Raw genomic sequence first — 17,249 nt, forward strand, 5'->3', positions numbered from 1 at the left:
GCCGTTCTTCTCCAAAAAACAAAAGTTGTCGTATGTCGCCGCGTCCGATGCCCGCCGTCGCTACGGACGCAGGATTCGCCAGTCCAGCTTTGCGCCCGTGACCCAGAGTTCCGCGATCTTCCCGATCTCGCCTGTCTCGACCAGCCGGCGCATGAACTCCTGACCGGCCTGGGTATCGCCGATATCGAGCTTGTCGCCCGCGCCGGCCTTGCTGGATCCGCGGTAGACCTTGCGGTGGTAGAAATCGTCCTTCTCCTCCAGGAAGCCCTTCAGCAGCTCGTCGAACTCGTCGATCGAACGGACGACGAAAGCCACCCGGTCCTGCATGCCAGTCCTGCCGGTCTGCAGGGTGTGGGCGATGCGCTGCAGCGTGTCCGCACTGCGGTCGGTCCTGGCGAGGAATTCGGGATACGCCTGCAGGGTCGCGTGCAGGGTCTCCGCGTTGCGCGCCGAGAACACCAGCAGCTGTTCGTTGTCGGCGTTCTCCGAGCCATGACCGGACGTGAGGTCGACGTATTCCTCGATGACCACGTGCGCGTTCACGCCGCCGAATCCGAAGCTGCTGACCCCGCCAATGCGTGTCTGCCCGGCCGGAACCTCCCAGTCGACCGCTTGCTGCGCGACCCTGTACGGCGTGCGCTTGAGGTCGATCAACGGACTGATCGTGTCGCAGTTCAGGCTCTTCGCGATTTTCCTGTGGCGGATCTGCAGGATGACCTTGATCATGCCGACGACGCCCGCGCCGTACTCGAGGTGACCGATGTTGGATTTGATGCTCCCGAGATAACAGGGCGCAGCGATCTGCTTTTCGGCGGCGGTATCGGCGTCGAGGAGTTCCTTTGCAACGGTCTTCAATCCGCTGATCTCGACCGGATCGCCGAGCTCGGTGCCGGTGCCGTGACATTCGATGTAGCCGACACGATGGAAGTCGATCCCGGCATCCTCGATGGCGCGCAGGATCACGGCGGCCTGCGCGTTGGGATTCGGCGCAGTAAGCGACGTCGTTCGTCCGCCGTGATTCTCGGCCGCGCCCTTGATTACGGCGTAAATGTCGTCGCCATCGCGCTGGGCGGCTCGGAGTGACTTGAGCATCAACATGCCGACGCCTTCACCGCGCACATAACCGTTCGCTTTGTCGGAGAACGTCTTGCAGCGACCGTCTTCGCACAACATGCCCGACTTTGCGAAACTGATGTACACGTCCGGCGAGAGCAACGCGTTCACGCCACCGACGATGGCCACCTCGCAGTGCCCTGCTCGGATGGCTTCGATGGCGCGATGCACCGCCACGAGCGAACTGCTACAGGCTGTGTCGATGGGGTTGCTGGGGCCGTGCCAGTCCATGGCGTAACTGATCCGGTTAGGCCCAACCGAAGACAAGGTGCCGGTCACCGAATAGGCTTCGACGGGAAGATGGCTCATCATCGTGGTGTAGCTGCTTGGGCCGTTGCCGACGTAGATGCCGGTGTTGGTGCCCTTGAGGCTGTCGCCGCCGTAGCCCGCGTCCTCGATGCATTCCCAGACCGATTGCATCATCAGCCTCTGTTCCGGGCTCATGTACATCGCTTCCGCCGGCGAGATGCCGAAGAACAGCGGATCGAATTCCTTCATGCCAGAGATGAAGGAACCCCAGCGGCTGACACCCGGGTAATCACGCCAGTCCCAGCGGTCCGAAGGGATCTCGCTGATCATGTCGCGCCCCTCATCGAGCATCCGCCAGAATTCGTCGGGGTTGTTCGCACCGGCGATACGGCAACTCATGCCGACCACAGCGATGTCTTCATCGCGATAGCTGGACCGGTTCCGGTAGGCTTCGCGGAACCGGCGTGCGAACTGCGACACAGTAGCGCCACCCGGAACCGCCGGCTCGTGCGCTGCCGGCTGTGACGAGGTGCTCGCCGGAATCTTCGCTGCAGGGGCGGCGGCCTTGGCCCCGTTCACACCGAACTTCCTGATCATTTCCGCCGAATGGTTCTCGGCGAGGAACTGACTGAAGCGCAGCAGGTTCGAAGCCTCGAACATTGCCGTCGGCATCAGATTCAGGTCGTAGACGTTGTTCAGATGCGAGACGAAGCTTGAGATGAGAATCGAATCGAAGCCGAAATTGGTCCAGTCTTCAGTCTCGTTGATCTGGTTCGGCTTCATCTTCAGATGCTGCGCAGCTTGCAGGCGCATCTCCTGCAGGATCTCGCGCTGAAGCTTGTCGAGTTCGTCCGAAGATTGTTGCGGCCGCACGTCGACCGCCATGGCCTTCGGGGGTGCGAACAGGGCCGCATGCGCATTCTTCTGACCGTAAAGCGGCAGCAGATTGGCGTGCGGCGAGGCAATGGCCAGACGCAGAGCCTTCAGGCCTTCCGCACTCGGTAGCGGCTTGATCGCATAAGCCCGGGCGAGAGTCTCGCGGCTGGCGTCGTCGATCTGCATCGCCCCCTCGTCCCAGAGCGGCCAGTTGATGCCGAGCGAAAGGCCGTGCGCCTGCTGTGCACGTACGCGCGCCGAGCGCGCTTCGATATACGCGTCCATGTAGCCGTTTGCGGCCGCGTAGTCGAACTGCCCGGCATTGCCGAGCGCGCCAGCGACGGACGAGAACGCGATGAACAATTCGAGTGGGCAGCCGGCCGTGGCGCGATCTAGGTTCTCGATGCCCTGCACTTTCGGCGCGAGCACTCTGTCGATGGCATCAGCGGTCTTGTGGATCAACAAGGCGTCGTCAATGAGCCCTGCAGCGTGGATCACGACATTGATTCCGGGATGCTCGGCGACGATCTTTTCGACATCATCGAGCCGCGCAATGTCGCAGCGGCGATGAATAACGTTCGCACCACATGCCCGCAGCGCTTCGATGCGCGCAGTCTCCGCCTCATTCGGCGTGCGCCGGCCCAGCAGGATCAGAGTGCCGCCCGTCGTACGTTCGGCGATGTCCTGTGCGACCAGCAAGCCCAGCGCACCAAGTCCGCCGCTGATCAGCGCAGTGGTGCCGTCGCGCCAGGCGAACTCGCTACCGATGTCGGCGTCGGCATCCTGATAGGACAGCGCCACGTACGCGTCTCCGGACTTGAGGCGGACATCGATCTGCGAATGTTCGATCGACACCGTCTTCAACGCCGCCCAGAGCCCGCGCGCGGCGTGGTCGTGCTCCGTCACGTGCAGTTCCAGCGCCGACCGGGTGTGCTTGTCCGTTGCGAGCGACTGCGCCGCTGCCAGCACCGCTTTGGTCGTCGCGACATAATCGTCGCTCGCCTCCACCACATGCACCGGGAGGTCATCAGCGTGCGGCGGCGTTACGTTTTTCCAGACCGGCCGATGGAAGCTCAAGCGGTCCTGCTTGGCGTTTAGATCAATCTCGCGGGTCTGGAATCCTTCGATGATCACCCGGACATTGCCGTGCTCATCGGCGGCGACATAGTGCATACCGTCGGGGCGCTGACGGATATGAACGATCATTGTGTCCGACAGCGCACCGACGACCAATGTGTTGATCACCGCGAACGGTACGACGTTCGCCTCCGGGTTATCGACCAGCGCGAGACCGCTCTGGATGATGCTGTCGAGCGCACCCGCATCCATCATCATGCCGCGCGCAGACGAGCCAGGCAGACGGATCGTGGCCAGCCCCTCGCCCTTGCCGTCGAGGAAAATCTCCTCGACGCCACGGTGGGACGGGCCCAGCTCGACGCCACGATTCCTGTAGGTCTGGTAGAACGCCGACTTCGTCGGACCGGGACGTGTGATCCCGGCGCGCAGCCGGGCGATATCCAGCACTGGAGCATAGCCTTTGGTGGCCAGGCACTCGGACGTCTTCTGCACCGATACACGGGTCTGGAAATGCACGCCTTGCTCGGTGCTAACTTCGACGCCGAACTGCCCTGCACTGCCCGGATACACGCGCACAGTGACCGTTCGCTTGTCCTTCACCGTCAAAGCATTGACGAATACGCTGTCGCTCAGCACGAGCATGGCGTCGTCACCCGGAGGCGCCGACGCCGCGACCGCGGCGCGGGCGATCTCGAGATAGGCCATGCCCGGAAGGATCTTCTGCCCCTGGATGATGTGGTCGGCAAGAAACGGCTCGGTGCCGTCGAACACAGAGCTGAATTCGCCGATGGGATAGTCGTTGTTTGCGCCCGTCAATGCCGAGGTCTTCATGAATTCACCGCCATTGAAAGTCGCGCACGTTCGTTCGTCGCGATGCTCGATGGCGGCACCAGGGCGCGCACGTAGAAATTGGTGATTTTCACGAGCGTTTCGCCGCTTTCGCTGAGGATATGTACGTTGAACACCAGGATGCCCGTGCTCGCATCGGCGTTGTTTCCGGCCCGCTCCACCAGCACAAGGCAGCGCGGCGTCAGGCTGCCGAGGATTTCGATCTCGTCGATCGCGAACGGCAGATGCGGCACGCCGCCTTCATCGGCGGCCAGCAGCGCCACTACCGTCTGCAACGCACCGTCGATCAGGCAGGGATGCAATACGTACTGCTCGAAATCCTTAGTCAACGAGGGTTCCAGCACGAGCTTGGCCAAGGCGCAGCCGTTGCCGATCGCAACCTCGTCAATGACCCGGAACGTTGGGCCATAGTCGAACCCGAGGCGCTGAAAGCGCTTGTAGTAGCGTTCGCCGTCATGGCTTTCGCCGCAGCGCTGACGCCACTCCGTCAGCGACTCACGCGATGACGACTCGGGCCCACTGCGATCGTCGAAGACTGCGCGGCCTTCGCAATGCACGACGCGCTCGTGATCGTCGTCGACCGTGGTCACGACGAATTCCACGCTGTCGCCGGTCGCATTGCTCAGTCCGATTTTCAGATCCTGCTGCGGATCGGTCAGCGATAGCGGCTGAACCCAATAAATGTCCTTGAGCCGGCGTACACGTCTTTCTCCAGCGACAGTCGCCGCGATACAGGCCATTTCGATGAAACCTGCACCCGGGAACACCGCCTGGCCTTGGATCCTGTGATCCCGGGCGTAGTACTGGTCCCCAACGAGAGCAGCATCGAAGCACACCCGCTCCAGCGTCGAGGCGTTGTGCGAGATGAGCGGATGCAAGCGCGACGGCGTGCTCGCCGGTGCCGCCTCCATCGCGGTGAAGTCGACCGCCCAATGCCGATCGCGCGCGAACGGATAGACCGGCGCGCCGGCGACGGGCCGCAGCGGCGCGCCGTGCGGGCCGAATGCGTCGTGCAACAGCAGCCAGTCGACCTTGCCGCCCTGCGTCCAGAACACGGCCAGCCCGGCGAGATCGGCTTTCGCGCACAGCGCCTGCATGCGTTCGCGCTGCTCGCGCGCGGAGTAGCCGACCGCGGTCTGGGTCTCGGGGCCGCCCTGCCACAGCCGCGCCGTGCCGGAGAGGTTCGGGTCGGCGTCGAGCCAGCGCTGCAAGGTCTGCCGGAGTTCCAGCGCGCTGTCGACGATCAGTGCCAGCCGCTGGGGCATAGCCTCGCGACCGATCTGCGCGGTGCGGCACAGCGCCGCGAGATCGCAACCGGGATTGAGCGCGAGGAAATCGACGTGCCGATAAGCGTATTCGCGCAGACGTTCGACGTTCATGGCCGAAAGCACGAACAGAGATCCGCCGGCGACGGGCGCATCGGCTTGCGCGGACGCTACCGCTTCCGGAGCGATGTATTCCTCCAGCACCGCGCAGGCGTTGACGCCGCCGGCGCCGAACGCGTTGATCAGGGCCCGGCGCGGGACGCCCACCGGGGTATCCCACGCGCTCAAGCCCGTCTGCAGGACGCACGGCGAGTGCGCGAAATCGATGTCCGGATTCACGACCTCCGCATGAATGCTCGGCGCGATCTGCCGGTACTTGAACTGCATCAGGATCTTGGCGATGCCGGCGATGCTGGTCGCGGACTCGGCGTGGCCGATGTTCGCCTTCAGCGACGCGAGCGCGCAGAACCCGGTGTCGGCAGTCTGCTGTGCGAAGGCCTGGGTGATGGCGGCGACTTCGAGGCTGTCGCCCATTCGCGTGCCGGTGCCGTGGCCTTCAATGAAACCGATGCTGCGCGCCGGCACGCCGGCCTGGGCCAGTGCCTGCGCGATGACCTGCGCCTGCGCGTTTGGGTTGGGCGTGGCGTAACCGCTGGAGCGGCCGCTGTGGTCGTACGCGCTACCGCGAATCACGCCGTAGATCCTGTCGCCGTCGCGTTCGGCGAGATGCAGCGGTTTAAGTACCAGCGTGCCCACGCCTTCGCCCGGGATGAAGCCATCGTCGCCGGCGCCGTAGCTGCGGCAGGCGTCGCCGACCGCGAGCATCCGGCGATGGCAGAACGACTGGTACTTGGCCGGATGCAGATACAGGTTGACGCCGCCGGCGAGCGCGAGCTGGCACTCGCTGCGCCGCAGGCTCTCGCAGGCCATATGCACCGCGACCAGCGACGACGAACACGCGGTGTCGACGGGAATGCTCGGGCCCTGCAGATCCAGGGTGTAGGACACGCGGTTGGCGATCGACCAGGGCATCGCGCTGGGCGTGACCATGCGGCCGCGCTGCGAGGCCTCAGGGGCCAGCAACTGATAGGAGTTGGTCGTCACGCCCACGAAGACGCCGACATCGGCGCTCTTGCCTTTCGGGTAGCGCTGCTTCAGGCGTTCGCGCGTGTAGCCGGCATCTTCGATCGCGGACCAGGCGGACTGCAGGAAGCGGCGCTCCTGCGGGTCGATGATGTCCGCTTCGGCAGCGGCGATGTTGAAGAAGCCAGCGTCGAACTTGTCGAAGTCCTCCAGGAAGCCGCCGCGCTTGCAATAGATCTTGCCGTGCTCGGACTGCGCGGGATCGGGGTCGTAGAACGACGACGCATCCCAGCGGTTTTCGGGCACGCCCTCGATGAGATCCGTGCCGGCGCGCAAATGCGCCCACAGCGCGTCCATATCGTCGGCCTGCGGGAACGACGCGTGTACGCCGATGATGGCGATCGGCTCGGCATGCGCGTGCGCGTGCGCATCCGGCGCGGGTGCGGCAACCGCCGGCAGTTGCGGTCGCATGGCGGTGGATGCGGCGGTCGATGGTGCGGCATCGGTCGTGGCTTCCGCAGCGTTGACGTCGCCTTGCGTCGCGCCCTCGCCCGCGAACCTCGCGGTCAGCGCGGCCGCCGCGTGTTCGACGAGATACGCGGCCAGCTCGGCAACGGTCTCGTATTCGTACATCAGGGTCTTCGGCAGATCGCCGAGGTCCTGTTCCAAGGCCGCATTGAAGCGTCCGATCATGATCGAGTCGAAGCCGAACGCTTCGAAGCGTTCTTCGATATCGATCCGGTCTGCCGGAATCCTGGTTTCGGCATGGACCAGTTCGCACAGATAGGCGCGGGTCTGCGCCAGCAGGACGTCGCGGTCGATCGTCGCTCCGCCGGCCTGCGCGGTGGCAATGGAGGTGGCGATCGCGGTGCTGGACGGGTCGCAGTAGGCCGCGATCTTCGAGGGACGGCCGTACAGGGCCAGTGCCCGCGGAAGACCGGAACGCAGCAGCGTGTTCCAGTAATCGAAGCCGATCTGTGTCGGCAGCGCGCACAGCCCGGTCCGTTCCTCGGTGCGCCGCAGATCAGCCGCGGACAGTTGCATGCCACCGGCCTGCCAGTACGGCCAGCCGATCGACAGGGTCCTGCCGTAACGCGTGCGGCGCGCCCGTGCGGCTTCGCGATGATCGGCGAACGCGTCCATGAAAGCGTTGGCGTAGGCGTAGTCGGTCTGGCCGACGTTGCCGAAGCTGCCAGCGCCCGACGAGAACAGCACGAACAGGTCCAGCGGCTCGTCGGCGGTGAACCGGTCCAGATGCAGAGTGCCCTGCACCTTCGGCGCCAGCACCCGGCGGAACTGCGCGCGGTCCTTGCGGATCAGCAGCGCATCGTCGTTGACGCCGGCGCTATGCAGCACGCCGTTCAGTGCGCCGAAGCGCGCCTTGATGTCCGCGATCAGTGTGCGCGTCCGGTCCGCATCGGCGATGTCCGCCTGCAGATACACCGCTTCCGCGCCGAGCGCACGCAGCTGTTCCAGCGCTTCCTCGCCCCGCGCGTCCAGAGCCGAGCGCCCGCTGATCGCCAGCTTTGCGCGGTAGTGTTCGGCCAGATGGCGCGCGAACAGGATGCCCAGGCCGCCAAGGCCGCCGGTGATGAGATACGTCCCGCCGTGCTTGAGCGGCATCGGCCCTGCCGGCGCGCGTTCGGGCGACTGCAGCGCCAGCACACGCACCGAGCGTTGCCCCGCGGCGGCGCCGTGCGTCCGGTAGCGGACTTCGGTTTCGCGCTGCGGCGCGGTCTGCAGTTCGTCGATGAGCGCTGTGACGGTGTCGATGACGCTGGTCGCGGGATCGATGTCGTCGTGCTCGATCGACAACACGCGGCCGTGATAGCGGTTGTTCTCCAGCGCAAGCGAGCGGTAGAAGGCCGCCAACGCTTCGCAGGGCGCAGTGTTCGCCTCGGCGCTGGCGTGGAAGAACGACACGAACGCGCACGGCGCCTGCTGCGCGCCGGCGCCGGCCAGCGCCCTGCAGATTCCGAACAGCGCGTCGATACCCGCGTTCAGGGCGCGCTCCATGGCCTCGCCCGCCGTCCGGTTCGCCTGCTCTTCGTCGTGCAACGACAGGCGTGCAGCATTCGCGTTGTGGATCACCCGGGTCGGCGTGCGGCCCTGGCGTCGCAGTGTCTCCAGCAGCAACTCGAAATGCTGCGGCTGCGCGGCGTCCACGCAGAACTGATCGGCGGCGTCATGCCGGAAGGCATCGCCCAGACGGACGAGCAGAATGGTCTTCAGCGGCGACGCGATGTGCAGGCGCGCCTTGATCTGCTCGAACAGTTGATCGTCGGTGTCGATGATCAGCAGCACGTCGTCGGACCCGAAGGCGGCGCGTGGCGCAGGCAGCGCGACGTCCCGCCAGACCGGCGCATAGCAGGTCGACCGCTGCTCTTCGCCGCTGTCCGCAAGCAGCGGCGCAGGCGCGGATGGCGTTGCGGTGGGCGCAGGGTCGAGGGCCGGCTCAAGGGGTGATGGAACCGGCTGTGGCCAATAGCGTTCCTTCGCGAAGGGATAACCCGGCAGACCGTGAAGCCGCTGCGGCAGGTAATCCGCGTAGAACGACGGCCATTCGATCTTCGCGCCCTGGGCCCAAAGCGCGGCGAGCCTGGCAGACTGGCGCAGGCCGTCCCGCAGCAGCAGATCGGCGGCCTCTTCGGTCGGAATCACGGCGTCCTGCGTGCGCGACACCGTGCCGCGATGGCAGGTGCCGCCGCCGGAGGTCGACAGGAATTCGCGCAGCTGCGTCCGCAGTTCGGCAACGGAGTCAACGACCCATGCGCAACGCTCACGCATCGGGTCGCGCCCGATCTGCAGCGTGTACGCCAGATCGCGCAACGCGATCTCGGGCTTATCCGACGCATCCTTGTCAAGGAACGCGAGCAGATCCTGCGCCATGACCATGAGCTGCGCCGCGGTGCGCGCGGTCAGCGGGACTATGCAGGACGGCGACGCATCCATCGGCGCGGCCGCGCCCGGCGAACGTAGCGCGGGCACGTACTCTTCGATGACCACATGGGCGTTGGTGCCGCTGAAGCCGAATGCGCTGACCGCCGCGCGCCGCTTGCGGCCTGTCACCGAAGGCCAGTCATGACGCGTCCGGCTGACGTAGAACGGCGAGGCGGCGAAATCGAACAGCGCGTTCTCCTGCTTGAGATTCACGTTCGGGGCCAAGGCCTTGTTCCGCAGGCTCAGCAGCACCTTGTGCACGCCCGCAACGCCGGCCGCGCCGGAGGTGTGGCCGAGATTGGTCTTGATCGCGCCCAGCGCGCAGGCGTTCTTCCTGCCGCCGTGCTCCTTGAACACGGTCGACAGCGCTTCCAGTTCGATCGGGTCGCCGAGCTTGGTTCCGGTGCCGTGGGTTTCCACGTAGTCGATCGACGACGCGTCGATCGCATAGCGGTGATAGATGTCGCGCAGCAGTTCGATCTGGCTGTTGACGCTGGGCGCAGTGATGCCGTTGGTCTTGCCGTCCTGGTTGATGCCGGATCCGATGATCACGCCGTGGATGCTGTCGCCATCGCGCTCGGCGTCGCTGAGGCGCTTGAGCACGAGCGTGCCCACGCCCTCGCCTGGCACGAAGCCGTCCGCGCCGTTGTCGAAAGTCTTGCACTGGCCGTCGTGTGCCAGCATGCCCGCACGGCACATGCCCAGATAGGATTCGGCAATCAGGTACAGGCTCACGCCGCCGGCGAGGCCCATGTCGATTTCGTGGTTCAGCAGCGCCTGACAGGCCAGATGGACCGCTACCAGCGAGGACGAGCACGCGGTGTCGATGGGGATCGCCGGGCCCTTCAGATTCAGGTGATAGGCGATGCGCGCCGCACCGATCGCGAAACTGTTGCTGGTCGTCTCGATGTTCTGCGGATTGCCCTTCGCCAGCAGGAACGAATAGTCGCTGCTCATGATGCCCATGTAGACGCCGCACTTGCGGTCGCTCAGCGCGGCGCTGGAATAGCCGGCGTCCTGGAAAGCGCGATAGCTTTCCTGCATGAACAGACGATGCTGCGGGTCCATGACCTCGGCTTCGGCCGGGGAGATCTGGAAGAACATCGGGTCGAAATGCTCGGCGCCGTCGAGCATGCCGAGCCATTTGCAGTACACCTTGCCCGGCTTGCCGGGCGTCGGGTCGTAATACGCGTCCACGTCCCAGCGTTCCGGCGGGATTTCGCGGATCGAATTCCGGCCCTCGGCGAGGTTGCGCCAGAGCTGGTCGAGATCGTCGGCGCCGGGATAGCGCCCGGACATGCCGACGATGGCGATCTTCTCGTCGTTGCGCTGCACTCCGGCAGGCAGCGTCCGCACGGCGCGCGAACGGCGCTGCAGGACGATGCTGTCGCCGGCGGGCATCCGCATAGCCGGACGCGGCGCGAAAGACGCGGCGGCTGCGGACGATGAAGTTGCGGTCGGCGTCGGCGTTTCCCGCTGGGCGGTGGGCATCGGCGCGGATGCCGATTCGGCAGGAATGTCAGCACGCACGGATGCCTCAAGCGCGGGCGCGACCGGCTGCGGACGCGATGCGAGTTCGCCCTGAAGGAAACGGGCCAGCGCTTGGACGTTCGAATAGTCATAGACCCGGGTCGCGGAGATCTCCAGACCGTAGGTCTTGTTGATCATCTTCACCCATTCCACGCCGACGATGGAGTCCAGCCCCAGATCGACGAACGAGCGCTCGTCGTCGATCGCGGCCTCGTCGAGATACAGCGCCTGCGCGAGGCTCATGCGCAGCGACCGCTTGAGCGCATCGAGGTCGACGCCGACGACGGCTTGCGCGACGGGCGTAGGCAGCGGAGCGGCCGGGGCATGCGCAACGAGGGCATGCTCAACCAGAGCATGCGCATCGGATGTCGGCGCCGCCTGCACCACGCTCGCCGGACGCGCGACGGCCCGCACGGGTGTCGCGGGCGTGTTGGACACTGCGGACAACTGACTTTCGACGAACGCGCCCAGCGCCGTGAGGTTGCTGTAGTCGTAGACGCGGGTCGCGCCGATCTCCAGGCCCAGGCCCTTGTTGATGTTCTTGACCCATTCCACGCCGACGATCGAATCCAGACCCAGATCGACGAAGGGACGGTCGTCGTCGATACCCGCCTCGTCGAGATACAGCGCCTGCGCCAGTGAACGCTTGAGGAAGCCGCGGACGTCCTGAGCGGGCGACGCGGCGCTCTGCGACGCGGCGTTCGGCGATACATCGATCGACGAAGCAGCGTTCGCCTGGGTGGTCGTCCGGTTCGTCGCCAGCGCAGCGGGCATCGCAACAATGGACGATGTCGTCGCATCCAGCATCGGCAGGCGCGAAGCGTTCGGCTTCGGCAGCAGACCGCCGACGATCGCAGGCACCGAGGCCGGTTCGGGCAGCGCGATGGCACCGGGCTTTTCGAGCACGGGGGCGGCGACGAATGCAGCCAGTACGGTGTCGACGGTTTCCGCGGGCGACATCATGCCGGCGTCGATCCGCGCTCCGGTCTGCGGATCAATATGCGTACCGGCCTGCGTCGGCAGCAGCCGGCCGCGGCCCTGCGCATGCACGTATTCTTCTTCGGCTTCGCCGCTGAATATGTCGAAGTCGATGCCGTCGTGTTCGCTCGAGGGATACAGCGCGATGTGCAGCACGGTCTCGCCGTCGACCATGAAGGGCGACGCGAAGCGCACTTCGCTCAGTTCGACCTCAGCGGCGGTTGGCGACGCGCGCCTGGCGCAGGCGACGGCCGCGCGCGCCATGTCCAGAAGCACCGACGACGGCAGCTGTGCGCCGGCGCCGTCGGAATGGCCGACGACGAATGGCTCGTCCGTCTGGAACAGCGACGAATAGCGCAGCTGATCGAGATCGGAGGTGTTTTCGTGCAGCAGCGGATGCAATGCGTTGCCGGCGGCCGTGCTCACGGCGCCGGAAGCGGCGCCCGAAGGGACAACGTTGGAGAACAGTCCCTTGATCGGGTCGATCCAGTACCTGTCCTTCGCGAACGGATAGGTCGGCAGATGCATCCGCGGCGGCGTGTGTCTGCCGTGGAACTTGCGCCAGTCCAGATCGAATCCCTTCGCCCACAGCTCGGCCAGCTTGGCGAGCTTGCGCTGCGCGATCCATTTGTCGAGGGCTTCCTCGTAGTCGGGATCCGCGGCAAACAGGCCGAGCATCTCGCGGTGCGCCTTCAAGTTGCCGCGATGGGCGCCGTCGACAGCGGCATCGACCGCACCGGCCTCGACAAATGCGCGGAGCAGCTGCTGCAGCTGGGCCGCGGAATCGACGACGAACGCCAGTCGCTCTTCCATCGGTTCGCGCCCAACCTGCAGCGTGTACGCCAACGCCGCGTGATCGATCCGGCGGCCTTCCTCCACGGCGTCCTGCAGGAATACCAGCAGGTTCTGGGCCTTGCGGAACAGCTGTTCGGACGTGCGCGCGGACAGCGGCACAATCACGGGCACACCCGTCTGCACGCCCGGCAGCGTTGCGTCTGCGATACGGGCATGCGCAGCGCCGGCAGGTTCTTCGATGATGAAGTGGGCATTCCCGCCGCCGGCGCCGAACGACGACAAGCCGGCGATGCGCGGCATGCGTCTGCCATCGACCACGGGCGCGTCCCAGTCGCGCAGGACCTGATTTACCTCGAACGGCGTGGTCCCGAAATCGATGTTGGGATTCAGCCGCTGCGAATGCAGCGACGGCGCGATCTGACGGTGGCGCATCTGCAGGATGACCTTGGTCAGCCCGGCGATGCCCGCCGCCGATTCGCAGTGACCGATGTTCGACTTTGCCGAACCGATCAGGCAGAACCCGGTGTCCGCGGTGTGTTCGCGGAATGCCTTGCCGAGCGCCGCGATCTCGATCGGATCGCCCAGCTTCGTGCCGGTACCGTGCGCTTCGATGTAGCTGATGTGGCGCGCATCGACGCCTGCGTCCTTCAGCGCATCGGCGATCACCGCGGCCTGCGCCTGCGGATTCGGCACCGTGTAGCCGTTGGTCTTGCCGCCGTGGTTCAGCGCGCTGCCGCGGATCACCGCATGGATCGCATCGCCGTCGCGCTCGGCGTCGGAAAGACGCTTCAGCACCACCACGCCCACGCCTTCGCCCGGAATGTAGCCGTCGCCGCCTTCGCCGAAACTCTGGCAATGGCCCGCGCTGGAGATGAACTGGCCAGCACTCAGCATGCTGTATTTGTCGGGATGGATGCTGAGATTGACGCCGCCCGCCAACGCCATGTCGGTGCGGCCCAGCTTCAGGTCCTGGCAGGCGAGATGGATCGCGGTCAGCGACGACGAGCACATGGTGTCGAGCGTCATGCTCGGTCCGTGCAGGTTGAGCGCGTACGACACCCGGTTGGCGATGCTGGCGAGGCTGCCCGAACGGTTGTACTCGCCGTACATCACGCCGGCGTAAACGCCCACCTGGCCGGGCAGCGCATCGGCGTGCGGCATCCGCAGGCCCTTGCGCGAATAGCCTGCGTCCTCGATCGCCATCCATGCGTGCTGCAGGAACAGACGCTCCTGCGGATCGATGTACGGCGCCTCGCGCGGCGAGACGTTGAAGAACTGCGCGTCGAACTCGTCGGCGCCTTGGATGAAGCCGCCCCACTTGCTGTAGTGCCCGGGCTGTTCGCGGTCGCTGGTGTAGTAGTCCTGCCAGCGCCAGCGCGACTCGGGAATCTCGACCACGCAGTCCTTTCCGTCGCGCAGATTGCGCCAGTAGTCCTGCAGTGTTTCGGCTTCCGGATAGCGGCCACTGAGCCCGACGATGGCGATTGGCTCGGATATAGCGCGCTCGGATGTCGTGCGCGCGGAAGGAGCGCGGCGCACCAGTCCATGAGTTTTGCCGCGCAGCGACAGCTGGGCGTGCGGACGCGCTGTGGCGGACACAGGCCGTGCACCCGGCTCGGTCTGCAGGGTGTTTGTTGCTGCCGTGTGCTCGACGGCCGGCGCCAGCAGCGCCTGTAGCGGAGCCCGGTACGACTGCGCGAGATGTTCGCCGAGCGCCGCGACCGTCTGGTATTCGAAGAACAGAGTCTTCGGCAATGGGCCGAGATGCTTTTCGAGCTGGGCGGTGAGGCTCATCGCCAGGATCGAATTGATGCCGTAGTTTTCCAGCGCCTCGTGGATATCGATCTGCGCCGGAGCGATCTTCAGCAGTGGCGCGAATTCCCTGCGCAGGAAATCGCGGACTTGCGACGGCAGATCGCTGCTGCCGGTGGCGGCGCCGACAACGGCATCGACGGAAGCGTCGACGGCGGAAGCATTGGCGAAAGGAGCATCGACGTCACGCATCGCGGGCGCATGCACGGACAGGCGTGCGGGCGCACGGCGCGGCGCAACGGCCGGCGGCGCATCGAACAGGCGGCGCAGCCGGCGGCCATCGCCTTCGACTGTCAGTACCTGCGCATGCGCGGACGCCAGCACCTGGCGGAACACCGCGATGCCCGACGCGGTGCGCATCGGCAGCATGCCTGTCTGCGCCTGCAGCCAGCGCACGCCGTCGGCATCCGGACGCATGCCGCCCGCGTCCCACAGCGGCCAGTCGATCGCCAGCGTCCTGCCCGAGCGCTGCCCTTGCGCGACCCGCGCCTGGCGGAAGCCCGCGAACGCGTCGAGGAAACCGTTGGCGGCCGCGTAATCGGCTTGGCCGACGTTGCCGAACACCGAGACGCCGGACGAGAACAGCGCGAAGAAATCGAGATCCGCATCCGCGGTGGCGTCGTCGAGATGCCAGGTGCCGCGCACCTTGGGCGCGAGCACGGCGGCCACGTCGCCGGTGGCCTTCTTCAGGATCAGGTCGTCGCTGCGCGCACCGGCGCAGTGCAGCACGCCCCGCAGCGCACCGATGTCGCCGATCGCTTCGATGACGCGCCGGCACTGCGCGGCGTCATCCAGGTCGAGCTGTCGATAGTGCAGCCGATCGCCGAAGCCGTAGGCGTCCAGCCGCGCGGCGATGTCGCCGTCCGGCGGCGAACGGCCGGTCAGCACGACCCGCGCGTGCTGCGCATGGTCGAGGATGTCGCGGGCAAACAGGCCGCCGAGGCCGCCGAGGCCGCCGGTGATCAGATAGACGCCGTCTTCCCTGTAGGGCGAGTCGCCGAGGTCGCCATGCGCATCGTGCGCGCCCGCCGCCTGCGGCAAAAGCGTCCAGTCAAGCGTGCGCCACCCATCCGCGGACAACAGCAGCGGCGAGCGCTGCGGCTGCGCTGCGGCTTCGGCCAGATCGGCGGCGAGCCCATCCGGCGTTGCCCCCGCCTGCACGATGACGAGCTGCGCGGTGAGCGCGGGATGCTCCAGCGCCGCCGTTCTGAGCATGCCGCCCAGGCCGGTCAGCAGCCGTCCTTCCGCGGTATCGGCGATCACGCACTGCAGTAGTGTCGTTTCGCTGCCGGTCCGCTTCAGCGCGTCCTGCAGATGTTCGAACACCTGCAGCGCGATGGCCTCGTAGCGCAGCGCCGGATGCGCGGCTGCGGCTGCGGACAGCGACTCGACCGCGCTCCCCGGACGCAGTGCCGACAGCGCGACGGGATCGACGCCGGAATAATCGCAGAGCAGCACACGCACATGCGCGAAGTCCGGAGCTCCGATGTCGACGGGCGTCTCAGCGGCATGCTCCGCAACGACACGACCGGAAGCGAGACCGCGCGGACGCGGTTCGCTCCATCGCGGCACCGCGACCAGCGTTTCGACGGCGGAAGGATCGTTCGTGGCGGCGGCGCTGCCGGCGTCGAAGCGGCGCGCGCAGAACCCGCGCATCTGCACGCAGATGTCGCCGTTCGCGTCGCACAGATCCAGATCAAGGGTGATCTGCGCCGCATCGTCTGACGAGATATCCGCGCGGCGCACGAACGCATGCAGCTGCTGCGCGCAGTCGCCGAGGATGCACAGCGATTCCATGGCGAAGGGCAGCATCGGATCGGCCGATGGCGCGTCGCGCCCGCCCAGTCCGATCGCCGCTTGCAGCGCGCTGTCGATCAGCGACGGATGCAGAATGTAGGCGGCGTTGTCCTCGCCGGCGAGCGCGTCAGGTAGCGCGATATCGGCCAGGACCTGGCCGTCGCCGCTGTCCAGGGCGACGATGCCGCGGTGCGCCGCGCCGTATTCGATGCCGATCCGCGTGTACTGCCGGTATACCTCGTCGGCGTCCCAGTGTTCGCGGCGCATCGCGTCGCGCAGTGCGGCCAGATCCAGCGGCGCTGCGACGCCGTCGCGTTCGAAATCGTATTGCTCGGGATCGTGAAAACGCACCCGACCGGAGGCGTGGTCGGTGCGGTGCCCTGCCCCGGTTTCGCTGAACACGCTGAATTCGAGCGCGTCCTCGTTCGCATCGAGTTCGATAAAGATCGCGCGCTCGCCTTCGACCGCGAACGGCGACAGCCACAGCACATTCTCGAACGCGATCAGCGACGTGGTAGCAAGCTCTGGCACCGCATCGGCGACTGCCGCGCGGGTCATCTCCAGATAAGCGACACCCGGCAGCACGCCAACGGCGGCGCCCGACGGCATCCTGACCCGATGATCGCGCAGGAAGAATTCGTTCCCGGTCAGCTGCGTGCGGTAACGCTGCCGGGTCAGGGTCGAGACATTGAGATGCAGCAGCGGATGCAGGCGCGCAGGCGTCGCCCGGCGGCCGGAGAACTGGCGTATCAGCTCAAGCGCGTTGGCCTTGCCCAGGCGTCGGCTCTTCAGCTCGGAAACAATGTATTCGACGAAATCCACCATGCCATCCTTCTCGTGTCCTTGTCCGCTGCTTCTATGCAGCAACTTCAACGCCCTTTCCCT

The 17,249-nt window shown here is 66.1% G+C and carries 2 protein-coding genes; both read right to left on the reverse strand.

Annotated features, from left to right (window positions below; translation table 11 throughout):
- Positions 1-60 precede the first annotated feature (60 nt).
- Positions 61-4,146 carry an SDR family NAD(P)-dependent oxidoreductase gene (locus ACYVGK_RS07340; protein WP_460732711.1) on the reverse strand — a complete coding sequence of 1,362 codons (4,086 nt, stop codon included), beginning with the start codon at positions 4,144-4,146 and terminating at the stop codon, positions 61-63.
- A complete protein-coding gene (locus ACYVGK_RS07345; RefSeq protein WP_460732712.1) occupies positions 4,143-17,186 on the reverse strand; it encodes an SDR family NAD(P)-dependent oxidoreductase in 13,044 nt (4,347 codons plus the stop codon). Before ACYVGK_RS07345 ends, ACYVGK_RS07340 begins: the two co-directional genes overlap by 4 nt.
- Between the last annotated feature and the right edge of the window lie 63 nt (positions 17,187-17,249).

Source organism: Lysobacter tyrosinilyticus (genome assembly GCF_054779815.1).